The organism is Marinitoga aeolica (assembly GCF_029910535.1).
Classification (GTDB): domain Bacteria; phylum Thermotogota; class Thermotogae; order Petrotogales; family Petrotogaceae; genus Marinitoga; species Marinitoga aeolica.
The window spans coordinates 535,956-562,658 of record NZ_CP069362.1 but is presented as its reverse complement, the minus strand read 5'-3'; the positions used below and the strand labels follow the sequence as shown (position 1 = coordinate 562,658).

Below are 26,703 nucleotides of genomic sequence, written 5' to 3'. Positions count from 1 at the left end.
GCATAGTGAAAGATAAGGTCAAGGTAAAAAGGGCTTACGGAGGATGCCTAGGCGACGGGAGGCGAAGAAGGACGTGGCAAGCTGCGAAAAGCCACGGGGAGCTGCAAGCGAGCGTAGATCCGTGGATATCCGAATGGGGCAACCCGAAGATCCCGAAAGGGAGGCGAACCCGGGGAAGGGAAACATCTTAGTACCCGGAGGAAAAGAAATCAAGAGAGATTCCCTGAGTAGTGGCGAGCGAAAGGGGAGGAGCCCAAACCAGTTAGGTGTAAAAGGGTGCAGCCGTTGCCTAACTGGGGTAGAGGGAAGTAATCGGAGCCAACTGCATGAGGCTCGGGAGTGAAATATGTATAGCCGAAGTATCTGGGAAGGTACACCGAAGAGGGTGAAAGTCCCGTAGGCGAAATACATAGAAGCTCCTGGATTACTCTCCCAAGTAGCGTGGGACACGAGGAATCCTGCGTGAATCAGGGTGGACCACCATCCAAGGCTAAATACTACCCGTCGACCGATAGCGGAAAAGTACCGTGAGGGAAAGGTGAAAAGGACCCCGGGAGGGGAGTGAAAGAGAACCTGAAACCGTAAGCCTACAAGAAGTGGGAGCTCTGAGAGGAGTGACCGCGTGCCTTTTGATTAATGTGCCCACGAATTGCATGCATTGGCGAGGATAAGCCGGGAGAGGTGGATCCGAAGTGAAAGCGAGCCTGAAAAGGGCGTAGAGTCAATGTATGCAGACCCGAAGCCAGGTGAGCTATCCATGGGCAGGGTGAAGTTGCGGTGAAACGCAATGGAGGCCCGAACCGGTATGCAGTGAAACGCATTCGGATGACCTGTGGATAGGGGTGAAAAGCCAACCGAACCTGGTGATAGCTGGATCTCCCCGAAACGTGTGTAGGCACGGCCTCAACCAAGAGTAACGGGGGTAGAGCACTGATAGGCGTAGGGGGGTAACCTCCGAAACTTGTCAAACTCCGAATACCGTTACTTAGTGGTTGGGAGACAGACTGTGGGGGAAAAGCTCCATGGTCGAGAGGGAAACAGCCCAGACCGCCAGCTAAGGGCTCGAAGAGATAGCTAAGTGTGAAAGGTAGTGGACTGCCAGAGACAGCCGGGATGTTGGCTTAGAAGCAGCCATCATTAAAAGAGTGCGTAACAGCTCACCGGTTGAGGCGGACTGCGCCGAAAATGTAAGGAGGCTGAAGCTATACTCCGAAGCTGCGGAATCTGCGGATTGGTAGGGGAGCATTGTGCAGTAGGGAGAAGGCATATCGTGAGGTATGTTGGACGAAGCACAAGAGCGGATGTGGGCATGAGTAACGAGAGGAAGGTGAGAATCCTTCCCCCCGAAAGCCCAAGGGTACCTGGGGAAGGGTCGTCCGCCCAGGGTAAGCCGGGACCTAAGGTGAATCCGAAAGGAGTAACCGATGGAAAACAGGTAAAGAATCCTGTGCCATACATGACCGATAGTAAGAGGGGTGACGCAGAAGGTAAAGCCTCGTGAGCAAGTGGCAGGCTCATCTAAGCGCAAAGGTCTGAGAAGCTGGTAGGTAAATCCGCCGGTGGAGGCTGAAGCGTGATGGGGAGGACGTAGGTCCAACGAGGTGGTAGCCAGGCTGCCAAGAAAAACCTCGCTTACTGGTTGATGTATGCCCGTTCCGAAAACCGACACAGGTGGGCGAGCTGAGAAGGCTAAGGGGAGCAGGCTAACCTCCGCTAAGGAACTCGGCAAAATAGCCCCGTAACTTCGGGAGAAGGGGTGCTCCTTGATGTGGTTTATACTGCATTGGGGAGTCGCAGTGACAAGGTCCAGGCGACTGTTTACCAAAAACACAGGACTCTGCGAACTCGAAAAGAGGACGTATAGGGTCTGACGCCTGCCCAGTGCCGGAAGGTTAAGGGGAGTGCTGAGAGGTACGAACCGAAGCCCCGGTAAACGGCGGCCGTAACTATAACGGTCCTAAGGTAGCGAAATTCCTTGTCGGGTAAGTTCCGACCTGCATGAATGGCGTAACGATTTGGACACTGTCTCAGCGGAGGGCCTGGTGAAATTACAGACTGGGTGAAGATGCCCAGTACCCGCAGTTAGACGGAAAGACCCCGTGGAGTTTTACTGTAGCCTGACATTGTAACTTGTCATGTTGTGTACAGGATAGGTGGGAGGCAGAGAAACCTGCTCGCAAGGGTAGGTGGAGCCGCTGGTGGGATACCACCCTCAGCATGATGGGTTACTAACCATTGACTGTGAAGAGCAGTGATGGGACAGTGTTAGGTGGGCAGTTTGACTGGGGCGGTCGCCTCCTAAAGAGTAACGGAGGTGCGCGAAGGTAGGCTCATGTGGGTTGGAAATCCACAGGAGAGTGTAAAGGCAAAAGCCTGCCTGACTGCGAGACTGACAGGTCGAGCAGGGTGGAAACACGGTCTTAGTGACCCGGCGGATCCGAGTGGAAGGGCCGTCGATCAACGGATAAAAGTTACCCCGGGGATAACAGGCTTATCGCGCTCAAGAGTTCATATCGACGGCGCGGATTGGCACCTCGATGTCGACTCATCGCATCCTGGGGCTGAAGTAGGTCCCAAGGGTTGGGCTGTTCGCCCATTAAAGCGGTACGTGAGTTGGGTTCAGAACGTCGTGAGACAGTTCGGTCCCTATCTGCTGCGGGCGTAGGAAACTTGAGGGGGGTCACACCTAGTACGAGAGGACCGGTGTGAGGGTACCGCTAGTGAATCAGCTGTTCCGCCAGGAGCAGGAGCTGAGTAGCTATGTACCTGACCGATAACCGCTGAAAGCATCTAAGCGGGAAACGGGCCCCGAGATGAGGTTTCCCACTCTTCGGAGGTAAGGGCAGTTCGAGACGAGGACGTAGATAGGCCGGAGGTGTAAGTACAGTGATGTATTGAGCCGACCGGTACTAATAGCCCGAGGCCTTGACCTTATTAAGTAACTATGCACATGTGAATGAGTATTGAGGGGTGCAGATACCAGATATGGAAACACGCGGATCCATGCCGAACCCGACCGTTAAGCATATCTGGGCCGATGGTAGTATGGGCAATCCATGCGAGAGTAGGTAGCGCCCCTCTTTTTATTTTTCCCCTGTCTCTATGACAGGGGTTTTTATTTATTACTTTATTTTTGAAAAATTAACTTAATAAATGTTATAATTTTTAACATTGTTACTATTATGTTGTATATATTTATATAACATATGGTATAATAAAATAAACAATGCATTATATAATATAGTTTGCTAAGGAGGGATATAGTGAAATCTATTAAAACAAAAATTACTTTAACTTTTTCAATTATCATTATTTTAGCAGGATTATTTGTTGGTATTTTTTTATATTTTTATTTAGGATCTTCATTAAAAACAATGATTTCAGATTCTTCTTTTTCAATTTTAGAACAACAATCAAAACAAATTGAAAATTTTTTTGATGGATTAATTCATCAGATGGAAATAATTTCTAATAAAAAGTTATTTAAAAGTATGAATATTGATGATTCTATTAATGTATTGAAAAACGATTTGAAAGTTTTGAACGATTTTTCGATGCTTTTTATTGCAGATAAAAATGGTAATGCATATACAACTTCAGATGTAAAAACAAATATTAAAGATAGAAAATATTTTCAGGAAATAATGTCTGGAAAAAATATAGCAATTAGTGATGTTTTAATTTCAAAAGCTGATGGTTCATCTATTATTGTTATTGCACATTCTATTAAAGATGAAAATAATAATACTATTGGATTAATTGGTGCTACAATTTCCGTAAATAGATTTTTGGATTTTTTAACTACTGATAATGAAAAAGATATTTATAGCTTTATTACGGATTCCCAAGGAATTATAATTGCTCATTCAATTAAAGATTATATTGGCAGTAATATTTTGGAATCTAAATTTAAGGGTATGGATGAATTGTCTAAGAAAATGCTTAATGGTGAAAAAGGATACGGTAATATTGTTGCTAATGATGGAAAAAGAATGTTGTTTTATACTCCTGTAAAATCATTAAATTGGACTGTTGCCATATCTATTCCAGAAAATATATTGTTAGAAAATTCAAAAAAATTAATACAATTTTTTAATATAATTGTTTTATTAGCTGTTATAGTTGCCTTGTTTGTTTCAATATTATTGGGAAATTCTATAGCTAAACCTTTAATTACATTAGCAGATAAAGTGAAAAAATTTGGTGAAGGTGATTTAACTCAAAAATTTGAAATTAAAGGAAAGGATGAAATTGCTGAAATTTCAAAATCATTGAATTATATGTCTAAAAATCTTGTTAATTATTTAAAAGAAATAAAACATTCATCAGAAGATTTGGAGAAAATGTCGTTTGACATAAACAAAAATGCAGATATTCAGTCTGCACAAATGAAGGATATTAATGAAAAAACAGAAAAAATAAGTGAAAGTTCATATTCAGCCGCTGCATCTGTAGAAGAAATAAATTCTGGAGTTGAAGAAATTACAGCAGCAGCTCAAAATATATCAACAAGCGCTCAAAATTTATCAAAAGAAGCTTTAGATGTATCTAATACTGCAAAAGAAGGAAATGAATCAATTATAAAAATCGTTGAAATAATATCTCATGCTGTAGAACAATCAAATAAAACAGTAAATACTGTAAATGAATTAGTTTCAAACGCAGAAAATATAGGACAAATTGTTGAAACAATAGAAAATATTACTGAACAAACAAATTTATTAGCATTGAATGCGGCAATAGAAGCAGCAAGAGCAGGAGAAGCAGGTAAAGGATTTGCAGTAGTTGCAGATGAAATAAGGAAATTGGCAGAAGAATCTAAAAAAGCTACGGAACAAATTGCTCAAATACTATTAGAAATTCAGGAAGGTGCAAAAAGTGCAAGCAAAGCCACTGAAAAAACAGGTGAAATAATTAAAGATGTAGAAACAGAATCAGGAAATATTTCAGAAAAATTTGAAGTCATAATGGAAAAAATACGTCAAATTACATTAAATATAGAAGATTTAAGTTCAAGTTCGGAAGAACAAAGCGCATCAACGGAAGAAATATCAGCAGGAATGGATAAAATTACACGTGAAGTTTCTTTAATTTCAGAAGAAATTTCGAGTATTGCAGAAGCAATAAGTAATCAAAGTGATAATATAAGAAAATTAGAAGAATTTACAGAGGAATTAAAGATGAAATCAGAATCATTGGTTGAAGGATTAAAGAAATTTAAAATATAGTCTGAGGCTCCTTAAAGGAGCCTTTTTATTATTAATGTAATATTAAAAATAGTCGATAAGTTAAATGGAGGTGATAAAATGAGAATCGATAATAATGGTTTTGAGTATTTTAAGTATTCAGAAGTAAAAAAAATTGATAAAAAAGAAAATTTTGAAAAAGCCAATGGAAAAGTTATAGACAAAAAATTTAAAGGAGATGTTTATGTTAAAACCGAGATAGAATATATGAAAGCTACTTATTCAAGTTTGGTTAATAAGAAACTTAAGATTAATTCTAATCGTTGGAAAGAATTACAAAGTGATTCACAAAAAATGTTTGATGAATTTAAAGCGTGGGTAGAAGATAAAATAAAAAAACAATTAGGAATTACACCAGATGAGAAATTAGAAATGAAAGAAGAATTAAAAAATGGTAAGTGGAGTCCTGAAGCAGTATCAGATAGAATATTAGAATTTGCTAAATCTATTTCTGGTAATGATAAATCAAAAATTGAATTATTAAGAAATGCAGTTAAAAAAGGATTTGAAGATGTGAAAGGGATTTTAGGAGGTAAATTACCAGAAGTTAGTGAAAAAACATATGATTTAGTTATGAAAAAATTTGATAAGTGGGAAAAAGGTGAAGATGAAAATCAAATGCAAATTGAAGAAGGTGGAGTAGAATATATAAATGTAAAGCAAGAAATAATTGAAGATAATAATAAAAATTAAAAGGATTTCCAGCTGGAAATCCTTTTAATTATGTTTTGTTCTTTATTAAAAATTTTTTATAAATTATCAAAGTTATTATTACAGCTAAAATGCCTGCATAACTTGCTAAAGCATCATACATAGAAAAATATCTATATGGAGATAATGCTTGAATATATTCACTTCCTATAGGAAGAATAAAAATTATAGCTCCAAAAAAATATAGAAAGAATTTTCTATTAAAATAACTTTTTAAGAATAAAAACATACCTCCCGCATAAGCTAAAAAATGCCATATTTTATCTTCACCATAGAACTTTGAATAATTAAATGGTGGCTTTGGTGTGGTAGCAAAATATGTTAATACTATTAAATATATGATAAATAAAAGATCCCAGATGAAAACTTTTTTGTGTGTCATCAAAATACCTCCTAATTTCAGATTCATATTTATTATATCATAAAAATAAATTCCTATAGCCAAAGCTATAATGATAACTAAAAATATACAAGTATTTTTATTACATCTATCTTTTTGTTGAGAAATTAAAAATTTACATTATTATAATTATTCAAAAACAAATGTGAGATAGATTATAGATGTATATTAAATTATAAAATATATGTTTGAAAAAATTTTAAGGAGGTAGAGTATGAATTTAAAAGAATTTAATGATTTTAGAGAAAAAATGAATGAGAAAATATTAAAAAATGGAACTTTAAATACTAAAAGATTTTTTAATTTAGATGGTTCAGTGTATAAAGATGGTGAAATACCTACAAAGTATAAAGAAATGATGGGGCTTGTTGCTTCTATGGTATTAAGATGCGAAGGATGTATAGCGTATCATATTAAAAGATGTTTAGAAGAAGGGGTTACAGATAAAGAGTTTTATGAAGTTTTTGATATTGCATTGATTGTTGGAGGATCTATAGTTATACCTCATTTAAGAGAGGCAGTTGCTTTCTTAGAGGAGGCAAAAAAAGAAATAAAAGGAGAAAAAATGAAAACTGAAATAATAAAGTTAGATCCATTAAATATCGATGAATCAAAATTAAGAATAGCATCTGAAGAAATAAAAAAAGGCCATTTAGTTGTATTCCCTACAGAAACTGTATATGGTTTAGGTGCTAATGGATTGAATGAAAATGCAGTGAAAAAAATATATAAAGCTAAGGGAAGACCATCGGACAATCCTCTAATTTTACATATAGATAAACTGGAAAAAATACGTGAATTTGCATATATTTCAAACGAAATGCTGGAAAAAATAAAAATATTTGTCCCGGGTCCTATAACCTTTGTGTTAAATAAAAAAAATAATGTTCCTGATATAGTTTCTGCGAATCGGCCTACTGTTGCAGTAAGAATACCAGCTCATCCTATTGCAAATAAATTAATTGAAATGTCTGGAGTTCCTATAGCAGCACCAAGTGCGAATCTATCAGGAAAACCCAGTCCAACAATTGCTGAACATGTAATAGAGGATATGTTAGGAAGAGTAGATATTATTATAGACGGTGGAGATGTTAACTTTGGATTGGAATCTACTGTTATAGATTTAACTGAAAAAATACCAACATTATTAAGGCCAGGACCAATAACACCAGAAAAATTAATTGAAGTTTTTGGTAAAATAAATATTCCAGATTTTATTTATGGAAAGGGAAAGGTTGACATTGCTAAAGCTCCAGGAATGAAATACAGACATTATGCTCCAGATAAGAAAACAATTTTAGTGGAATTTTCAGAAAAAAGAATTCAGAAAATAAAAGAGAATATAAAACAGTTTAAAAAGCCTTTGCTTGTTTTGTTTGAAGAAGATAAAAAATATTTTAATGAATATGATATAATAATTTCGGGTAATAAAAATGATTACTATAGAATAGCCGTAAATTTATTTTCTATTTTAAGAAATGCAGATAAAACAAATAATGATGTTATTATAATTGAAGGAGTAGAAGATAAAGGATTGGGAATTTCAATAATGAACAGATTAAGGAAAGCAGCTTCAGAGATTTGGGGTGAATAGATTGAGATTATTATTTGATGTTGGAAATACACATATTGTAGTAGGAATATATGAAGAAAAAATTTTACATACATGGCGAATTGGGACAAAATCTTTTGAGACAGAAGATGAATTATATTCACATTTGTTTCCGCTGTTTAATAGAGAAAATATAAAAGAAAAGGATATTGATTCTGTCGTTATTTCTTCAGTTGTTCCATCGGTTAATTATATTCTGGCTAAATTTGCACAAAAATATTATAAATCAGATGCAATTTTTGTAAATTCACAATATTTAAATAGTATTGAGTTAAAGGTTGACTATCCCAATGAGGTTGGTGCAGATAGGATAGCTAATATTTTGGCGTTAAAAAAATATTATGGTGAGAATGCTATTGCAATAGATTTCGGAACAGCAATTACAATAGATGTTTTATATGAAGGTAATTTTATTGGTGGAGCAATTATACCGGGGATAAATACGCAAATGATGGCTTTGTTTTCTAAAACAGCCAAATTACCTCAGGTAGAGTTGGAATTTTTAGATTATTCTGTAGGTAAAAATACAATAGATAATATTCAAATTGGAATAATTAAAACTGTTGTATATGGAATACAACAATTATTAAAGGACATTGAGAGTGAATATAAAAAAGAATTTAAAATAGTTATAACGGGTGGTATTGGTAAATCATTAAAGGGAATAATTCCTGAATTTAATCATTATGATCCATATTTGACATTAAAAGGATTAAACACCTTTTATGAATTAATGAAAGGAGTAGATTGATGAATCATTCATCAAAACATTTTTTGTTGATAAATCCATGGATTTATGATACAGCAGCATACGATTTTTGGTTAAAACCATTAGGCCTGTTATACATAGGAAGTATATTAAAAAATCATGGATATAAAGTTAGTTTAATAGACTTAATGAATAGATATGATAAATATTTTATAGAAAATAATTTAATTAAAGATAGATATTATGGAACTGGAAAATTTTATTTTGAAGAAGTAGAAAAACCATATGTAATAAAAGATATACCGAGAAAATTCAAAAGATATGGACTACCCAAAGATGAATTTATTAAAAGATTAAAAGATTATAAAGACGTTGATGGAATATTGGTTACTTCTGTAATGACTTATTGGTATTATGGAGTATATAAAACTATTGAAGTAATAAGAGAAATTTTTCCTGAAAAACCTATATTTTTGGGCGGCATATATGTTAATATTATGCCAGACCACGCTAAAAAATATTTTAACAGTTTAAATGTTAAAGTGATTAACGGAACAGGTAATATAGCTATAAAACAATTACTTGATTATTATAATGAAAATATAACTGAAATAGATTGGTTTGAGAATTTAGAACCATTATATGAGTTATATGAAGGGAAGATACCTAATGTTGTAATAACTTCTTCAATTGGATGTCCATTTAAATGTACTTATTGTGTTACTCCCAGAATGTGGAAATATCAGAAAAGAAGTATAAAAAATATAATTAAAGGACTTGAAAAAATTCTTAAAGAAAAACCAGTAAAAGATGTAGTGTTTTTTGACGATGCTTTTTTGATTCATCCAGAGAAAGAAAAATTATTAGAAGCTCTTTCAAAATTTGATGTTAGATATCATTTACCAAATGGAATACATGCAAAATTAGTAGATAAAAAAATAGCTAAATTATTTGCAAAAGCTAATTTTAAAGTTATTAAATTAGGATATGAGACATCCGATGAAGAAATGCAAAAAAGAACTGGTGGTAAAGTTACAAATGAAGATTTGGTAAGAGCTGTAAAATATTTATTAGATGAAGGGTTAACAGAGACATCAGCATATATAATGACAAATTTACCAGATCAAAAAGTTGATGATGTAATTAGAGGTATTGATTTTTGTTTTGATTTAGGGATAACTCCATCAGTGAATGAATTTACGCCAATCCCTAACACTCCCCAGTATATGGACTTGATATCAAAAGGATGGTTGAAACCAGATACTGATCCATTATTATTGAATAATTCAGTATTACCATATTGGTGGAAATATGGGATGAATGCTGATGAAATCGAAAAAATAAAAGCATATTTGCGCGATAAAAAAGCAGAAAGAGGGAATTAAAATGGAAGAAAATTCCGAAGAAATAAAAAATTTGATAGAAGATTTAAATAAAATAGAAAATCTCATAGATAGAATTATTTTAAATGAAGATTTTGAAACATTGCCAAAAATTTTAGAGCAAAGAAAAAAAATCCTTGATAAAATGGTTAAATATTCTTCATCTCTATTAATAAAGAATAGGGTAGAAAAATTAACTGAGGATGATAAAAAAAGGATTAATAAGATAAAATCAGAAATGGAAAAGGTAAAAAAGCAAATAAAAACTGCAAATAAGGGAAAAGTTGCCATAAAAAATGGGTATATGAAGATCCAAGAAGAAATATCAAGAAGAAGATTTAATTCAAATGGATAATGAGGTGATGGAATGAAACCAAGTGATATAAAATTTTTATCAAAAAAGATTATGGAGTCTGGTGAAATACCATTATTATGGGGACATTTTGGTGTTGGTAAAACGGATATTGCACGTGATATAGCAAAAGAAACAGATCGGAAGTTAATAATTTTAGTTATATCTCAAATGGAACCAGGGGATTTAATAGGATTACCTTCTAAAAGTGAGGATAAAACAGTTTTTTTAAAACCAGATTGGTGGCCTGAAGAGGATAATACAATTATAATGATAGATGAAATTAATAGGGCTCATAGATCTATTAGAAATGCTATTATGCAATTATTATTAGACAGGAGAATTCATAACCATATTTTGCCTGAAGGAACATGGATAATGGCAGCAGCTAACCCGCCTGACGATGATTATGATCAGGTAGATTTAATAACTGATCCTGCATTTATGTCACGATTTTTTCACTTAAGTTTAAATCCAGAGGTAAATGAATGGGTTAATTGGGCTAAAAAACAGGATGTAAGTAATGAAGTTATTTCTTTTATAAAAGAATATCCAGAATTTATTTCTAATGGAAAAAGTGTGTCTTTTAGATTGGATTTAAAACCCAGTCCTAGAAGTTGGTATAAATTAAGTAGAGTTTTAAATAATTTGTCAGAACTTGAAGTTAAAGAATATGCTTATATTTTAGCTTCAGGAATAGTTGGCCCTGAAGCTGCAAGAACTTTTGTTAATTATCTGGAGGAAAAAAGTAATTTACCAACACCGGAAAAAATACTTTTTGAACTTGATGATATAGTTTTAAATAGAGTGAAAAGTATGAATATTGATGAAAAAAATTCTATTGTTTTAAGAATAAATAAATATTTTGAGAATCTTGAAGAAGATGAAATGATAAAAATATTGGATAATGCTGAACACAAATTGATAGCAAAAAATATAAAAGAATTCTCGCAGATTCTTTCAAAAGATTCTGCTTATTCAATATTAAGGAATATAGATCATTTTGCGAATAAAAACAAAGGATTAAAAAAAGCTTTTTTTGAAAAATTATTTGAAGAGTTGGCAATTGTTTTAGATAATGTAAATTGGTTAGAAGAGATTTAACAGTATTATGATATAATTATTCCGAATTACGATAAATTATTTGTTGGGAGGGGTTAAAATGCCTTATGTAGACACTAAAGTTATTTTGGAAAATGCTGACAAACATGGATATGGAGTTCCAGCTTTAAATATTAATAATCTTGAATTTTTACATTATATAATTGAAGCTGGAATAAAAATGAATTCACCAGTTATTATTGAAACAAGTCAGGGTGCAATGAAATATGCAGGGAATGGAGATTTTAGAAAAGGTGCAGAAATTTTTGTGAAAATGGTAAGAACTTTTGCAGATGAAGCAAATATCCCGGTAGCATTGCATCTTGATCATGGAAAGAGTTTTGAATATATTGTTGCAGCTATAAAAGCTGGATATTCATCTGTTATGATTGATGCTTCCGAACATCCATTTGAAGAAAATATGAAAATAACAAAAGAAATTGTTAAGATTGCTCATGCTGCAGGCGTATCAGTTGAAGCAGAATTAGGACAATTAGCTGGTATTGAAGATGAAGCAGTAGCAGCAGAGAACGTATTAGTTGATCCAGAAGAAGCAAAAATATTTGTTGAAGAAACAGATGTTGATTTCTTAGCTCCTGCAGTAGGAACATCACATGGTGCATTTAAATTTAAAGGTGCAGCAAAAATAGATTATGATAGAATTAAAAAGGTTAAAGAATATGTAAAAAGACCATTAGTACTACATGGTGCATCTTCAGTAGTTCCAGAATTTGTTGAAATTGCAGAAAAACATGGAGCAGATTTTGGTGGAGCTAAAGGTGTTCCAGCAGAAATATTAAAAGAAGCAGTAAAATGTGGAATTAACAAAGTTAATACAGATACAGATTTAAGAATAGCATTTGTAGCAGGATTAAGGGAATTTTTAAATGGAAATCCAAAAGAATTTGATCCAAGGAAATATTTTAAATTAGCAAGAGAATATACAATTAAAGTAATTACAGATAGAATGGAAGTTTTAGGTTCAGCTGGAAAAGCAGATTTATTCTAATATAATTAAAATCCCGGAAAAATTTTCCGGGATTTTTGCATTTTAACAATAAAAAATAGGGGTGATGGGAAAAATGAAAAAAATGGTGTTATTTTTATTTATTGTTTTAGTTGCAATAATATCTTTTGGAATTGATTACCACCTTATAAAAAGAAATGAATTTATACTGGATAATATTAAAAAATACGCAGAAAAAAATTGGCCTAAAGTTGAAACTAAAAATTTAGAAATTTATTTTGAAAATGATAATGAGTTTTCTAAATATGCATGGATTGTAGCTCAAAAAGAACAGGAATTTCTTGATAGGATGTTTTCATTTTTTAATATAGGAAATGTGAAAAAGAAGGCAAAAGTATTTATTCTAAAAGATAATGAGTTAAGTGCAATAATGAAAGTAAGTGGTTTAGCAATTCGTGGAGAAGAAATTTATACTACACCCTCAGTGTTAAGGCATGAATTGGTACATTTTGTTGAATCACAATTTCCATACGAAAAATATGGAAAGAATTATAAAAAAGGAAATATTAATTCTGAAATATTAGTGGAAGCAATACCGCAATATTTTTCTTCGGAATATTCAACGGCATATTTGAATTTTATTTTTAAATATGGAAAACTTTTAAATTTTGAAAATTCTAAAGAAATATTAAACGAAATGAGTAAAAATAATAATATCTATAGATATGGACCATCATTTTTTGAATATTTATTGAGTAAATATTCAATTGAAGAAATAAAAAATTTATATGTAAATTTATTTACCAATGTTGAAGAAATAACAGGGATGAATTTTGATGAATTAGTTAAAGATTGGATAAGGTGGGTTCGAGAGTATAAAAATAATGAATTTAATGGTATATATGCTCATTACTATTTTTATTATCTTTATTATGATAAATATATAGTTCCAAATATAGAACTTCAAAATATTTATAACTTTAAAACAGATGATAAAGTTACTGTATATAGGAATGATATTATTAGACATACTAATAATTATATAGAAATAATAAATCCTATAAAAAAAGAATATAAATTATTTAAAGGTAAATATATTTTAGATGAAAACGAAAAGTATGTAATTACATATGATATTATTTCTGATATATTTGAATTAAAAATATATGATAGGGAAACACAAAAATTATTAGATATCTTTACACTTGAGAATTATAGGAATAAATTTCCGATAGGTAAAATTATAAGTAATTTCATAACTATTTCAAATGGAAAATTTTTGTTTTTTTATAATATGTATGCAAAAAAGATTGAAAAAACTATTCCATATGAAAATATTGAGACAATAAAAAATATTAATGATAAAATTATAATTGGAAAATCTGATGGCACTATAGATATAATAAAAGATTATAGTGTTCAAAACACTATCAAGATTTCAGATTGGTTTATAAAGAAAATATTACTTACAAACAAATATTTAGTTGTAACTTCCGGTTTTAATAAAATAACTTTTTTAGATAAAGATACATATGAAACAGTGAAAGTCTTGTATCCTGAAAATGATTATATTAGTACAATAACTTCAAAAAATAATTATATTTATGTGTTATATTTATCTGGAAAAATATTAAAGATAAATCTGAATGATTTTAACATAATAAAGTCTATCAATGTAGGTAGAGTTGCATATCCTGAAATGGGATATTTAACAGATAATTTATTTATTAAATATATAGATGGATATTTGAGATTTTATTCTCTTGATAATGATATCGAAGAAAATAGGGAATATTATAAAAGATTTAAGAACTTAAAAGTATTTCCTGATTATATAGAAAATGCAAAAAGTTTTTATGAATCAGATGATGTTATAGTTTCTTATAATAAAATTGGAGATTATGAAATTATAGAAAATGAGTTTTGTGAAGTTGCTATAAGAAAAAATAATAAAGAAATATTAAATATTGAATTATATGATTATATTAGTAATATAAAAATAGAAAAAGATAAATTATTTATATCTACAGTAGATGGCGAAGTAAGAGTATATGATTTAAAAAGTAAAAAACTGCTTTTTAAAAAACAAACGTATCAGGTGGCAGCAGAGTTTGATGGAGATTATATTTATTATGGAAATAAAGATAAAGAAATAGTGAAATATGATTATAAAAACAAAAATGAAATAAAAAAGTATTATGGAAGTTTGGGATTTTTGGTAGAAATAAAAAGAGATTTTAGCAATAAAATTATGATTTCATATTATTCAAAGGATAAATTTAGGAATTTTAGTAATACACCATCTAATAAAGTTATTTTTCATTATAATGATGGGGAAAAATATTTAAAAAGTATAATAACAACATATCCTATAAAAAAAATAATTCCATATAAAAACAGTTATAAAATACTTATTGAGGATATTAATTCAAATTTGTTCGTATATAATATATTAAATGGAGATATGGAAAAGATAATCCATCATTTCTTTAGAAAGATAGTTTCTATAGATATAAATAAAAATAAACTCATAATGACAGATGGAAAATTTATAATAATCAAAGATTTGAAAACAGGTGAAGAAATAAAAAGATATTTAGTTGATAAAGGTTATGTGAATTTTGTAAAATGGATTTCTGAAAATGAATTTATATATATTCAAGAATATGAAATATATAAAGTTAAATTGTATCAATAATGAAATGAGGTGGTTGAAATATATTTTTCAATATTAACGCCTAAAGAAACAACAATAAAAATAAAGCGTTCAGAGTTTATTGGTAATGTAAAAAAAGTTAATACTGAAGAAGAAGCAAAAGAATTTATTAAAGAAATATCTTCAAAGTATAGAAATGCAACACATAATTGCTGGGCATATAAAGTGAATGGAAATAAATTTAATTATTCTGATGATGGAGAACCATCAGGAACTGCTGGAAAGCCTATATTTGGTATTATTGAAAAACACGATTTAACAAATATAGCAATAGTAGTAACTCGATATTTTGGTGGCGTAAAACTTGGAGTAAGAGGCTTAATAGATGCTTATTCACAATGTGCAGAAGAAACAATTATAAATTCTAAAATAGGAAAATATATAGATTTAAAAATATATAAAGTGAAAACAGATTATTCAAAACATGCGGAAATTGAAAGATTATTAAAAAGATTAAATGGGTGGAAAATAGTAAATCAAGAATTTGCAGCAGATGTAAGTTTTGAAATTGCAATAGAAGAAGATAAAGAAAATGAAATATTGAAAATATTAAAAAATAAAGGTCATATTGAATATTTAAGAACTGAAGAAGTTGGAATAAAATAGGCCATAAAAAATTTTGTATAAATAGAAAAAAATAAAAACCCTCTTCTTTATATAGTAGAATACCAAGAAGAGGGTTTTTAAAATGGCAAAGCAGGCCATATTTCCAAATGATGATGCATTAATGAAAATACTGTATTTAGCAACAATAGATGCAACAAAAAGATGGACAGCTCGATATAGAAACTGGAAATCTCGAACTATCCATCTTTTTTAAAGAAAGAATAACAAAATACGTCTATAATTCTTAATACAACTAAATTCAAAAACCTGAAATAATCAAGAATACATAAAAATAAATCTAAAAACAACACTAAAAATATATTCTCAATTTAATAATGTTAAATCTTGCAGTTAAAATTGCAAAAGAGTGTTTATTTCCAAAAAAACACATCAAAAACTTCTAAAAATTACTACTAAAGCACATTACAATATAGACGATAATTCATATGAAAATAATTTAAAAATAATAATCTAATTTTATTTAATTATTACCATCCAAGAAGAGGCATTTACACAAAAAATTACATGCTACCTAAAGTGAAGCTTTTACCTCACATTATTCAGAGATTGAATCACCTTCAATATATTTTAACTTTAATATTTTATCCCCAATTTCATCAAAATCATCATCATGAGTTATTATAAAACATATTTTGTCTTTTAATTCCTCTTTTATTATCCGTTTTATTGTTTCTTTTATTTCTTTGTCTATATGTGCTGTTGCTTCATCAAATATAAATACATCTGCTCCTTTTGCCAGAGCTCGAGCTATTGCTATTAATTGTTTCTGTCCTCCTGATAAATTTTGCCCGTTGTTTGTTATCATATGATTATCCTTTAATGGGAATTTTTTTATTAATTTTTCCAATTCGCTTTTTTTCAATATTTCTTTGTATTTTTCTTCTCTGATCTCTTTTGATGAATACATTATATTATTCTTTATTGTATCGTTAAACAGGAATATTTTCTGCGATACTATTCCGAATTTTTCTCTCAATGATTTTACATCTATTTCTTTTTGATTCTTTCCATTTATAATTATTTTTCCTCTATATCCATCACGTAATCACCCCATGGAATATTTGGAGAAAAAATAAGAAAATGATATCATTAAACTAAAGGAATGAAAGGGGTGTTTGGTATGAAAAATAGAAATAAGTATTCTCCTGATTTCAAACTTCAAGTTGTTAAAGAATATCTTAATTCTGATAAGTCTTTATCCGATATTGCTAGTAAGAATGGTATTCCTTCCCCTCATACTTTACATAAATGGGTTAAAAAATATGAAGATTCTGGTTATGATGACAATATCTTCAATTCTAAGAAAGGAAGGCCTAAGTCCATTATTTCTGATATTTCTAAGGTTCCTCCTTTTATTTATGAGTCTGCTGGTATTGTTAAACCTGATAATAATTCCAATGATACTAATTCTTTAAAGAAAAAAATTGAATATTATGAACGTCTTCTTATTGAAAAAGAGTTGCTTATTAAAATGCAAGAAGATGAGATTAACTTTTTGAAAAAAAAACACAACTGGAAAAAGTGACTTTTATTGGTAATCTTTTGATTGTTTTTAAATATAGAGATTTTGGTGTTTCTACTTCTTTTTTACTCAATCGTTATAACATTAGTTCCAGTTCTTTTTATTATAATACCAGGTTGTTTTTTGTTGTTAAAAGAACCAGAAAGTCTTATTTTAAAGGTCATTCCTATACTGCTGACGGTAAAAAAGTTTCTGATGATTATATTAAACAATTGCTTGTTGATTTGTTATCTATTGATGACCCTTTGAATCCTGAGTTCTTTTACAAAACTCTTGGTTCTAAGAAGTTAGCTGCTATTTTTAGACACAAGTATAATATTATTATTAATCACAAAAAGATTCATAGATTAAGAAAAGAATTAAATCTTATTAGAAATTATCGTCATCATCCAAAACATCCTAAAAGAAGACCTAAAAATCACGATATTACCAGACCTAATCAATACTGGGAATCAGATATTAAATTTATCCCCACTAAATATGATGGTTATATCGCAATACTTACTATAATCGATAGTTTTGATAGGGCTGTTGTTGGTGTTTATATTGGTAATTCTATTAAAGCTAAAGATTTTATTTCAACTTTAAGAAAAGCTATTAATTTTAGAGGTGCTACTCCTGATAATCTCATTATTAGGACAGATAATGGACCACAATTTAAAGCTAAAATTACTGCTGCTTTTATGGATGAATTAAATATTATTCATGAATTTGGTTACAAAAATAATCCTAATTCTCAAGCTTATATTGAATCTTTTCATTCTAGTGTTCAACGTGAATTTGTTGAATCTATTGAATTTGAACATATTGATGATGTTTATAATTACTATATTTCATACATTTATTTTTACAATAATTTAAGGCCTCACGGTTCTTTAAATTATTTTACTCCTGATTTTGTTTTTAATCTTTTTTCTAATCAAGATATTGATTCTAACTTAGACGAAATTAAATCTATTAAATTTAATGATTTTATTGTTTGTGTGAAAAAATGAGTTTTCCTTATTTATTCTCCAATATCCAGGGGGCAAGCCGCATCATATATTCCCAATAACAACTTCATCAACGTTGTTTTTCCAGAACCATTTGGTCCTTTTATAATTATTTTTCCTCCTTTTTTTACTTCCAGATTTATCTCTTTTAATACTTTCGTTTTTCCATCATATGAAAATTCTATATTTTCCATTTTTATCTCTTTTATCTCTTCTGTCAATTCCTCCCCTTTTATATTTCTTTCCTCTTCTGTTAGTTCTTCCATTATTTCTTTTACTCTTTTTAATGAATTCAATGCTGGTTGTATTGTTAATGTTGTTGTTCCCAGCTGTATTACAGGTGCATATAATTTTCCTATATAGTTTGCAAATGCTATATATCCACCTATTGTAAATCCTGAAAAGATTATATCTTTTCCTGCATAAATAATACTATTATTCCTGCTATTGCACTTATTAACGTTAATAATTCCATTCCTATTGAGTATAATATCCCCTGTTTTATCGCGGTTTTTACAAATTCTTTGTTATAATCAATATTTTTTTTGGTTTCTTTTTCTTCTATATTTAGATTTTTAACTTCTTCTATTCCGCTTATACTTTCCTCTAATTTTCCACTCATTTTTGCGCCTTTTTCCATTAATTCCATTGAAATCTTTGATATATTTCCCGTAAATTTACTTGTTACTATATAATACAACGGCATTATTGCCAGTGCAATTAATGTCAGTTTTACATTATATTTCATCAATATATATAACACTATTATAAATTCTATTATGCTTATCAATATTTTAAATGTTTGTTGTGAAAATAGTATCTGTAATTTATCTGTCTCTCCAACTCTTGCCATTATATATCCCGTTTCTTTTCCTTCAAAAAAGGTCATTGGTAATTTTAATACCCTTTTTAATAGATCCTTTTTTATTTCAAATATTATACTCTGACTGCTGATTATAAATATTTTTGAGGTTATATAGTTCAATATACTTTTTAATACATAAATCCCTATTAATGTTATACAAACCTTTTTTAAATATTCATAATCACTTGCCAATATCCCGTTATCCATTGCTTCTTTGTAGTATTTTGCTGGCATTATTGATACATACGATAATATTATTATCATTATCGTCGATGTCATCAATCTTCCTCTATGCCCTTTAGTGTATTTATAGAGAAATCCTATGTTTCCCATTTCACTACCTCCAGATTAATAGGTTCTCATTCATATATTTTCTCCTTATTAAGAAGAAATGGTGTCAGATATATTATTCCTATTATCAGCAATATTCCAAATAATATGTAGTACAATTCTGATATTATAAATATATTCTTTATTTTTTCACTCTTAAATGCAAAAAAATAAATTAATAAAAATAGCACTATTTTTATTATAAATGGATTATCTAAAATCATAAGACTAATTCCTAATATTGCACTTATTATTGTCATTCCTATAGGTATTGTAAGAATTAATGTAATTAGATCAGAAACTGTTGGATATATTCCTCCCGCAAATGGATTTATTATCATTCCTATTGTTATAGTCAAAATTTCTATACCTATTGTGAATATAAATAAAGCTATGATTTTACCAGCAAATATCTCTTTTATATCAAGTGGCGAAGATAATAAATATAAAAGATTCTTATTCTTTTTTTCTTCATTAAAAGCTATCCATCCATAGATATATGGAATAAAAAAAGAAACTAATACGCCTACAGTAAAATATGGATTGTATATATGTTTCTCTCCTATGTGCATTGTTATTGTCCATATTATTGTTACTATTATGAATAAATTTCTTTCTTTCTTTTTACGAAAGAAAGTCTTTAATTCTTTTTCAATTATAGCCCACATTTTCTTCATCCTCCCTGACAATTGAGATATACATATCTTCAAGTGTTGTTTTTTCGTCTTCTATTCTTTTTACATCAATTCCTTCTTTTCGGAATATTTCCAATATTTCATCAACCTTTTCTTCTGGTATAATTGTTGTTTTTTCATCAGATATATTTATGTTGTTTTCTCTTATTATTTTTTCAGGTATTTTTTGACTAACTATAATTTTTACTTTATCTTCTATTTTTAATGCTTTTTTCATTTCTTTTAATGTTCCATCAACTATAATTTTTCCTTTCCTGAGAAATATTATTCTCGTACATATTCTTTCTATATCAAATAAATCATGTGATGTTATTATCAATGATTTGTCAGTTCCTTTAAAACCTTTTAAAAAATCCACTATATCTCTTCTGGCTTCAGGATCGAGGTTTGATGTAGGTTCATCCATTATTACTAATTCAGGATCATGCGATAATGAATTTAATATTGCGATCTTTTGCCTCATTCCTGCTGAAAGCTTTTTTACCAATGTTTTTTTCTTTTCTGTTAATTTCCATCTATCAATTAAATCCCAGATTTCATTATTGTTCTTCTTATATACTTTTTGCCAGAATCTTATATTTTCTTCTATTGTTAAATCATCATATAATCCTGGTGTATCGAGCACCATACCTATTTTATTCTTTTCTGATTTTTTTATGTTTTTTATGTTTTTTCCAAAGATTTCTATTTCACCTCCTGTTGGTTTTAATAATCCCAGTATTAATTTTATTAATGTGGTTTTTCCAGCACCATTTGGGCCTATTATTCCTATTATTTCTCCTCTTCTTACTGAAAAATCCACCCCTTTTATTGCTTCAGTCCCATTATAATATCGCTTTTTTACTCCTTTAAATTTTATTATTTCCATATATATCCTCTCCTCTTATTTTAGTATTATCCAGAATAATGTTAATATAATTGCAATGACTATAAAATGTCTTAATTGACTTTTTAAATAATATTTTAATGTCCCTTCTTTATATTCCATTTTTATTCTGACTGTATAATATATTACTGAAACTGTCAATATTATGATAATTGAATATAACTCCATTTCAATCACCTCTTTTACATAATGATTTTCCATTCAATTCCTGACTTATTTTTACTTCTATTGCTCTGCATTCAAAACAGCCAAATCTATATATACATTCTTTACATTGTTCTATTTTCCCAAGATTTAGTTTCCAATATTTATCTATTTTATTATCTAAAAATACTTCTTTAAGAGCATTTTTGTTTTCTGCAACATCCCCGATTATTTCATTTTCCATTGAAGGACAGGGTAATATTTTTCCTTCTGCATTCAATGTTATGGTTCCATTCAAACACGGATGGTAATAATAATTATTCCAAAAAATTTCAGGCGATACTCGCATAAATGAATGATTCGTAAAACTTTTGTTATTTTCATCTAAAAGTTCTGAAATATATATTTTTGTTTTATATGTATTTATTATAAAATCAAGCATACTTTTAATTTTAAATTCAGATATTTCTTTAGTATCCTGTACAAAGGTTAATTCAAAATGTTTTATGTATTTTTTCATATAATCTAATGTTTCTATAAATAAAGAAAAATTTTTTCCGTTATTAATATTAAAAACATCATTTGCAGAAAATGTAACATAGAAATTTGTTTTTTTGTATATTTCTTTTTCTAACATTTTATTATTTCTAATATGTCTCCAATGGAGTAAAAACCATATTTCTGGCCTTTTTTTACTATTCAAACATATTTTTAATAAGTTTTCTATATTTGTATAAGAAAGGACGTTTCCACCATAAAATATTATGTTATGAACATTTAAATTCAATAAATTATTCAAAAATGTTTTGTATACTTTTAAATCTATAGAATTTACATTTGAATTTTTAGCACATACTAAACATGGATAACTTTTCAGTAAAAAACAAAATTTGCAATTCAAACTACAACTTGTAGGTATTTGAATATAACATTTATGAATTATTGGGGGGAGTTTTTGCATACCTTCAAGAGGAAGAATCATCCCTTTACGAGTTTTTTTTTCATATATAAAATTATCATAAAATTCCCCCATTTTTTCATTTTTTATTTTTTCTATTACGTCATATTTATTAATTGATTTTACATCCTCTATTTTACTTCCATTCTCTAATTGGATTAAAATGTCTGTCCATTCTTTTTCTAATTCTATCATATTTCCATTTTTTAAATCATAAATTAAACTTTTATTTTTTTCCCCGGTCACTAAAATATAATCTTTGTTTAATTTAAAATATTTATTTTTCATAAAAACACCCCACATTGTTTATATTTAGAATACTTGATTAAATCAAATATATTAATTCTTTCCTCAAGTAAATCCCAGTTTTCTTCAAAAGATTTTTTTATGCCTTTTTTGATATTTTCACAAATATTTGAAGGATCTTTTTCGAATTCCCCATTCCCCGCTAATAAAGCGAAACAAAGTGGGCACAATCTTGACACAGAACAGGTTAAGCATTCTGACTTTAATTTTTGATTGTATTTTTTTATTATTTTCTCTATTTTTGAATAATTCAACCAGGTTTCAACTGTACCAATAGGAAAATTATAGTTGATTTTCTCACAACAATGCAAGTCTCCCGAGGGAGATACCGCTATTTTTTCTCCTGGTATACATGTTCCTGTAAATGGAAGAAATGAAGGTCTGCTTTCATATAAATTTATTTTTATATTTCTATTAAGTATAGTAAAATATGATAATCCAAATAATAAAGATAAAAATTTATCATTCTCATTTTTTTTTAATTTTCTGGAAATATAAATTTTTTAGTTCGTTCATTTGAGAAAAAAACTTTTCCTTTTCTTCTTCTGAATATTGATTATACCAATTAGTATAAGAGTTTCCTATCATATTAAGTCTGATTAGTCTTTCTGATAAATTACTCCTATCAAAAAAATTTTTCATTTTTAATAAATTTGTTCCATAATCATAACACGCAATTATAGAACAATATTTTTTATAATAATGAGGATATTTCTCTTTTATTTTTAATATATTATTATACACAATTTCAAATGTACCCTTTTCATTTGAAAATACTCGTAATCTATCATGCTCTTTTTTAGAGCCATTAAGACTAAGAGCAAGAGAAATTTCATTTTTAACAAGAAATTTTATTATTTCATCATTTAATATAGTTCCATTCGTTGTGATAGTAAAATGACATTTGTATTTTTTATTTTTTATATATTCTATTATCTTTTTTATTAAATCAAAATTAAGTAAAGGTTCTCCACCATAAAATCCAATAGCTGGAATAAAATATGGATTTTCCTTTTGGGTTTGTGAAATATCTGAGAAGTATTTATCAATAGCTTTTTTGGCTATATCATAATCCATATGAACATTATTATGTGTTCTCATATTAGAATATTCTCCTGAATAAGCGCAATATTTACATCTAAGATTGCAATCTTCGGTAACAATAAAAAATAATTCTTTACTTCCTCTTTTTTTTAGATCATTTTCAATATTTGTAATATTAACCATTTTATCATCATAAGTATACATTTTTTGATGTTTGTTATAAAAGTTTTTAATATCTTCTTTAGATTGTATGAATATAACTTCTCCTGTAATATCAGAATAAAAATAAGAATTTCCTTTTTTTGTTTTAAAAATAAATCCCTTCATATTCCCACCTCTCAAATGCATATTTTATATAATTATTTTAAATTTATAATACTTAATAAAAAAACCGAGGTGAATTTTAAAAAAACTAATAATTTCAATTACAATTTAGCGCCAGTACCAGTTATAGTTCCAGAAATACCAGCTGCAGCATCCATTATAGGTATTATAGGAGAATCAGTTTGACATCCAACTCCACAAATTATTCCACAACCAATAATACATATTAAACCTTCTTCTTTGTTATTGTTATTAATTATTTTCATAAAACTCACTCCTATAAGGATACATTTTCCGCATTAGCATATGATGCCACACCCATTGCATCTAACAAAGGAGTTATTGTATCCAAAGAACATATTACAACGCATGCACCAGAACAAACAATGAAACATTTTAAACTTTCGTTTTTTGCATCATTAACTATTTTCATTTTCTTCCCTCCTGTGATTTTTTTCACCTCGGTGAATCAAAAATGAAATAATATGTAATTTGCAACTCAATTATAATTCTTCTATGCCATTGCCATTCAAAATAATCTTTCCAATAAAACAGACATTATAACCTTATGAAGATTCTAATTATGTTTTCCTAGTACTGGATATTAATAGTCATCTGAAAAATTTTTCATTTTAGTTTATAAACCACATTGTATTGCAAAAGTGTCATATGTTATAATATTAATGAAACAATTGAGCATAGAGCTGTTTTTTATTCAGAAACTTCAGTTTGAATTTGAGTATTGGTTGAATCTGTAGAATAAATATCTTCATTGTTTTCATCACTGAAAATAATTATAGAAAACAAAAACATTATTAATATTAACAATATGATTTTTTTCACTTTTTCACCTCCACAATTTTCATTTTATCAATGAATTTTTGTGGTTTTGTTAAACAAAATCCAAAATAAAAATCCGCTATTTATCAATGCTTTAGAAACTGTAATTTTTTAATTTTTAATTAATTTGTTTTCTTTTACATTTATGTAATATTTTTTGTATTTCTCTTATATTAATAAATTCAAAAATTTTTTCACGTTTTTTTATTTTGTATTTTTCCTTGATTTTTAGTTTTGATTCATTTTGGATTTTTGTGAAACATTTATGTTAATATATTTATACAAGGTGATTAAAATGAATACTATTTCTTTAAAAAAAATTATTAGTATTGTTGAATACGGTAAATATTCTCTTCCTATCCTTAATTGGGTTATAAGAATTTTAGATAAAAAAAATCATTTAAATTTATATATTGAATCATTAAAAGCTAAATGGGAAAATAAACATAATCTTGCCATTAAATATGCAAACATTATTATTTCAACAACAACAACAACAACAATCCTAAAAGAACTTGCAAGATTCGAAAAGATAAAAATTCTTATTATTTTAGATAAAAAAGATTACGCTAAAAAAGAGTATTTTTATTTGAAAAAAAATTTTTCTTTTATTCCAGAGTATGCTAGAAATTTAATTCTTCCAGGTTTAAAACATTTATGCTCCATTTATAAAGATGATTTGGGGGATATAAATATATGCAGTAATAAATATAATGAAAGTTATGTTCAGATGGCATTATTGAAATATTCTGAAGCAAGGAAGTTTAGAGATGAAAAGAAATATGATGAAGCATACAAGCAAGCAATTGAAGGATATATTTTAGCTAAAAAATTTCCTCATCCTACAATAATGTGTTCTGGATTAAATAATGCTGCGTGGTGGCTAAGAAATGTTGATAAAAAGAAAGCATTATATGTAGCAAATTTGTTAGAGTATTATCTTGGTTATTATTTTGAAGATTTACCAAAAATGTATAATCAATTTGATACTATTTTTGAAATCTATTTTATGAACAATAATATAAGAATTTTTGAGATAACTGATATTATTTATAAATTGCATAATAAATATTCTGATTTTAAAATTGGCGATAAATTCAACAAATTTATCTTTAGTGATAATATAAAAACTTACGAATTAACAAAAAATTTGAATAATTTTATATCAAAAAAAATAAAAAAAGAATGTTATCATTCATCAAAAAAATCCTCTGAATTAAGAAAGATTATTGATGATTATAACCTTTCATTTAATTCTAATTATCCTTTTGCTATAAATAATGAAATTTACAAGATTTATATTAAAAACAATTTCAACAGTAATATAGCAAAATTCAAAACAACTGTAAGAAGTAAAATTCCTAAATTGTTTTTCTCAACATATTCATCATTAATAGAAAAGCCATATTTTGCAAAAAGTCGCATTTTAAAATTAATTTTTGAAGGAAATAAGGATAAAATCATTAAATACTTCTCAAGTAATTATGAGAAGATGTATTTTTTTAATCTAATGTTATCAAATTTTCAAGAAGAAAATTTGATAGATAATTTTTATAATAATTCTCATCTTACTGAAGATTTTCTTCCTGACGAAGTCAGTTTATTTTACGTATCAAGAAAAAAACTCATCTTTAATCTTTTAAAAAATGCGAAAAATTTCAAAGAGTTTATTCTTAACTATTTCGAACTCAACGAGGAAGAAATGAGAACTTTTGATATGTTCTTAAGAAATTGTGTTCGTTATGATATAAAATGGCCAATTACGCCTTATCCTAAAGGAAAGGTTCGTGATTTTGCAATTAAATATGGTCTTGGTCAAAAACGTGTTGCTTTAGGATATTACTCTTTTGAAGACAATGAAAGACTTTTTCTTGATTCTATTATTGAGAAGTTTTTATAATGAAATTAGTGTATCCTGTATAAATATTTAAGAACTGAAGAAGTTGAAATAAAATAATAATGTCCCAGCAATTG

General features: G+C 28.8%; 27 protein-coding genes and 2 rRNA genes. 16 read left to right on the top strand and 13 right to left on the bottom strand.

Going from position 1 to position 26,703, the window contains the following annotated elements:
* Window positions 1-16 precede the first annotated feature (16 nt).
* The 4 genes from JRV97_RS02715 to JRV97_RS02700 all read left to right on the top strand — a co-directional run bounded on the left by JRV97_RS02715 (window position 17) and on the right by JRV97_RS02700 (window position 5,939).
* Window positions 17-2,933, top strand: a 23S ribosomal RNA gene (locus tag JRV97_RS02715).
* A 33-nt stretch (window positions 2,934-2,966) separates the two neighbouring features.
* A 5S ribosomal RNA gene (gene rrf, locus JRV97_RS02710) occupies window positions 2,967-3,080 on the top strand.
* Between the two features lie 183 nt (window positions 3,081-3,263).
* On the top strand, window positions 3,264-5,228 hold the full coding sequence (locus tag JRV97_RS02705; RefSeq protein WP_280999954.1) for a methyl-accepting chemotaxis protein: 1,965 nt from the start codon (window positions 3,264-3,266) through the stop codon (window positions 5,226-5,228).
* Window positions 5,229-5,306: 78 nt separating this feature from the next.
* The gene (locus JRV97_RS02700) at window positions 5,307-5,939 is read left to right on the top strand and encodes a hypothetical protein (RefSeq protein ID WP_280999952.1); all 633 of its coding nucleotides are present in this window, start codon (window positions 5,307-5,309) and stop codon (window positions 5,937-5,939) included.
* 28 nt (window positions 5,940-5,967) lie between these two features.
* On the opposite strand, the gene JRV97_RS02695 is transcribed toward JRV97_RS02700, so the two are convergent.
* Window positions 5,968-6,339 carry a VanZ family protein gene (locus JRV97_RS02695; RefSeq protein ID WP_280999950.1) on the bottom strand — a complete coding sequence of 124 codons (372 nt, stop codon included), beginning with the start codon at window positions 6,337-6,339 and terminating at the stop codon, window positions 5,968-5,970.
* A 232-nt stretch (window positions 6,340-6,571) separates the two neighbouring features.
* Between JRV97_RS02695 and JRV97_RS02690 the strand changes: the two genes are divergently transcribed.
* From JRV97_RS02690 to JRV97_RS02650, 9 genes are all read left to right on the top strand, one after another.
* Window positions 6,572-7,951, top strand: a complete 1,380-nt coding sequence (locus JRV97_RS02690; protein ID WP_280999948.1) for an L-threonylcarbamoyladenylate synthase — start codon at window positions 6,572-6,574, stop codon at window positions 7,949-7,951.
* A 1-nt stretch (window position 7,952) separates the two neighbouring features.
* A complete protein-coding gene (locus JRV97_RS02685) occupies window positions 7,953-8,720 on the top strand; it encodes a type III pantothenate kinase (RefSeq protein WP_280999946.1) in 768 nt (255 codons plus the stop codon).
* Window positions 8,720-10,063 (top strand): B12-binding domain-containing radical SAM protein, encoded by a 1,344-nt coding sequence (locus JRV97_RS02680; protein WP_280999945.1) that lies wholly within the window; start codon window positions 8,720-8,722, stop codon window positions 10,061-10,063. The genes JRV97_RS02685 and JRV97_RS02680 overlap by 1 nt, the downstream gene beginning before the upstream one ends.
* A gap of 1 nt (window position 10,064) precedes the next feature.
* Complete coding sequence (locus tag JRV97_RS02675) at window positions 10,065-10,415, top strand: coiled-coil domain-containing protein (protein WP_280999944.1); 351 nt, start codon at window positions 10,065-10,067, stop codon at window positions 10,413-10,415.
* A gap of 12 nt (window positions 10,416-10,427) precedes the next feature.
* Window positions 10,428-11,516, top strand: coding sequence for an AAA family ATPase (locus tag JRV97_RS02670; protein ID WP_280999943.1), 1,089 nt, complete (start codon window positions 10,428-10,430; stop codon window positions 11,514-11,516).
* A gap of 58 nt (window positions 11,517-11,574) precedes the next feature.
* On the top strand, window positions 11,575-12,522 hold the full coding sequence (gene fba, locus JRV97_RS02665) for a class II fructose-1,6-bisphosphate aldolase (RefSeq protein ID WP_280999942.1): 948 nt from the start codon (window positions 11,575-11,577) through the stop codon (window positions 12,520-12,522).
* A 64-nt stretch (window positions 12,523-12,586) separates the two neighbouring features.
* Window positions 12,587-15,178 carry a hypothetical protein gene (locus JRV97_RS02660; RefSeq protein WP_280999940.1) on the top strand — a complete coding sequence of 864 codons (2,592 nt, stop codon included), beginning with the start codon at window positions 12,587-12,589 and terminating at the stop codon, window positions 15,176-15,178.
* Window positions 15,179-15,187: 9 nt separating this feature from the next.
* Window positions 15,188-15,802 (top strand): YigZ family protein, encoded by a 615-nt coding sequence (locus JRV97_RS02655; protein WP_280999937.1) that lies wholly within the window; start codon window positions 15,188-15,190, stop codon window positions 15,800-15,802.
* 82 nt (window positions 15,803-15,884) lie between these two features.
* Window positions 15,885-16,016, top strand: a complete 132-nt coding sequence (locus tag JRV97_RS02650) for a hypothetical protein (RefSeq protein ID WP_280999935.1) — start codon at window positions 15,885-15,887, stop codon at window positions 16,014-16,016.
* Window positions 16,017-16,358: 342 nt separating this feature from the next.
* On the opposite strand, the gene JRV97_RS02645 is transcribed toward JRV97_RS02650, so the two are convergent.
* Window positions 16,359-16,844: an ATP-binding cassette domain-containing protein gene (locus JRV97_RS02645; RefSeq protein ID WP_281001024.1), complete on the bottom strand. Its 486-nt coding sequence runs from the start codon at window positions 16,842-16,844 to the stop codon at window positions 16,359-16,361.
* Between the two features lie 99 nt (window positions 16,845-16,943).
* On the opposite strand from JRV97_RS02645, the gene JRV97_RS02640 reads away from it, so the two are divergent.
* Both JRV97_RS02640 and JRV97_RS02635 read left to right on the top strand, forming a co-directional pair.
* Window positions 16,944-17,348 (top strand): transposase, encoded by a 405-nt coding sequence (locus tag JRV97_RS02640; RefSeq protein ID WP_280997950.1) that lies wholly within the window; start codon window positions 16,944-16,946, stop codon window positions 17,346-17,348.
* 17 nt (window positions 17,349-17,365) lie between these two features.
* Window positions 17,366-18,340 carry an IS3 family transposase gene (locus JRV97_RS02635; protein ID WP_280997953.1) on the top strand — a complete coding sequence of 325 codons (975 nt, stop codon included), beginning with the start codon at window positions 17,366-17,368 and terminating at the stop codon, window positions 18,338-18,340.
* Window positions 18,341-18,351: 11 nt separating this feature from the next.
* On the opposite strand, the gene JRV97_RS02630 is transcribed toward JRV97_RS02635, so the two are convergent.
* From JRV97_RS02630 to JRV97_RS02580, 11 genes are all read right to left on the bottom strand, one after another.
* Window positions 18,352-18,603, bottom strand: a complete 252-nt coding sequence (locus tag JRV97_RS02630) for an ATP-binding cassette domain-containing protein (protein WP_280999933.1) — start codon at window positions 18,601-18,603, stop codon at window positions 18,352-18,354.
* A 140-nt stretch (window positions 18,604-18,743) separates the two neighbouring features.
* Complete coding sequence (locus JRV97_RS02625; protein WP_280999931.1) at window positions 18,744-19,535, bottom strand: ABC transporter ATP-binding protein; 792 nt, start codon at window positions 19,533-19,535, stop codon at window positions 18,744-18,746.
* Between the two features lie 26 nt (window positions 19,536-19,561).
* Window positions 19,562-20,200, bottom strand: a complete 639-nt coding sequence (locus tag JRV97_RS02620) for an ABC transporter permease (RefSeq protein WP_280999929.1) — start codon at window positions 20,198-20,200, stop codon at window positions 19,562-19,564.
* Window positions 20,184-21,095 (bottom strand): ABC transporter ATP-binding protein, encoded by a 912-nt coding sequence (locus JRV97_RS02615; RefSeq protein WP_280999927.1) that lies wholly within the window; start codon window positions 21,093-21,095, stop codon window positions 20,184-20,186. Before JRV97_RS02615 ends, JRV97_RS02620 begins: the two co-directional genes overlap by 17 nt.
* Window positions 21,096-21,110: 15 nt before the next feature.
* Window positions 21,111-21,281, bottom strand: a complete 171-nt coding sequence (locus JRV97_RS02610) for a hypothetical protein (protein ID WP_280999925.1) — start codon at window positions 21,279-21,281, stop codon at window positions 21,111-21,113.
* A gap of 1 nt (window position 21,282) precedes the next feature.
* Window positions 21,283-22,503 carry a hypothetical protein gene (locus tag JRV97_RS02605; RefSeq protein ID WP_280999922.1) on the bottom strand — a complete coding sequence of 407 codons (1,221 nt, stop codon included), beginning with the start codon at window positions 22,501-22,503 and terminating at the stop codon, window positions 21,283-21,285.
* Window positions 22,500-22,775, bottom strand: a complete 276-nt coding sequence (locus JRV97_RS02600; protein ID WP_280999920.1) for a hypothetical protein — start codon at window positions 22,773-22,775, stop codon at window positions 22,500-22,502. Before JRV97_RS02600 ends, JRV97_RS02605 begins: the two co-directional genes overlap by 4 nt.
* Window positions 22,776-22,989: 214 nt before the next feature.
* Window positions 22,990-23,892, bottom strand: coding sequence for a radical SAM protein (locus JRV97_RS02595; RefSeq protein WP_280999918.1), 903 nt, complete (start codon window positions 23,890-23,892; stop codon window positions 22,990-22,992).
* 98 nt (window positions 23,893-23,990) lie between these two features.
* Window positions 23,991-24,155: a hypothetical protein gene (locus tag JRV97_RS02590; RefSeq protein WP_280999916.1), complete on the bottom strand. Its 165-nt coding sequence runs from the start codon at window positions 24,153-24,155 to the stop codon at window positions 23,991-23,993.
* A gap of 11 nt (window positions 24,156-24,166) precedes the next feature.
* Window positions 24,167-24,322 (bottom strand): huazacin family RiPP peptide, encoded by a 156-nt coding sequence (locus JRV97_RS02585; protein WP_280999914.1) that lies wholly within the window; start codon window positions 24,320-24,322, stop codon window positions 24,167-24,169.
* 278 nt (window positions 24,323-24,600) lie between these two features.
* Window positions 24,601-24,732, bottom strand: coding sequence for a hypothetical protein (locus JRV97_RS02580; RefSeq protein WP_280999912.1), 132 nt, complete (start codon window positions 24,730-24,732; stop codon window positions 24,601-24,603).
* Window positions 24,733-25,024: 292 nt separating this feature from the next.
* Here JRV97_RS02580 and JRV97_RS02575 point away from each other — a divergent pair, with 292 nt between their 5' ends.
* Window positions 25,025-26,629: a hypothetical protein gene (locus JRV97_RS02575; RefSeq protein WP_280999910.1), complete on the top strand. Its 1,605-nt coding sequence runs from the start codon at window positions 25,025-25,027 to the stop codon at window positions 26,627-26,629.
* The last annotated feature ends 74 nt before the right edge of the window (window positions 26,630-26,703 follow it).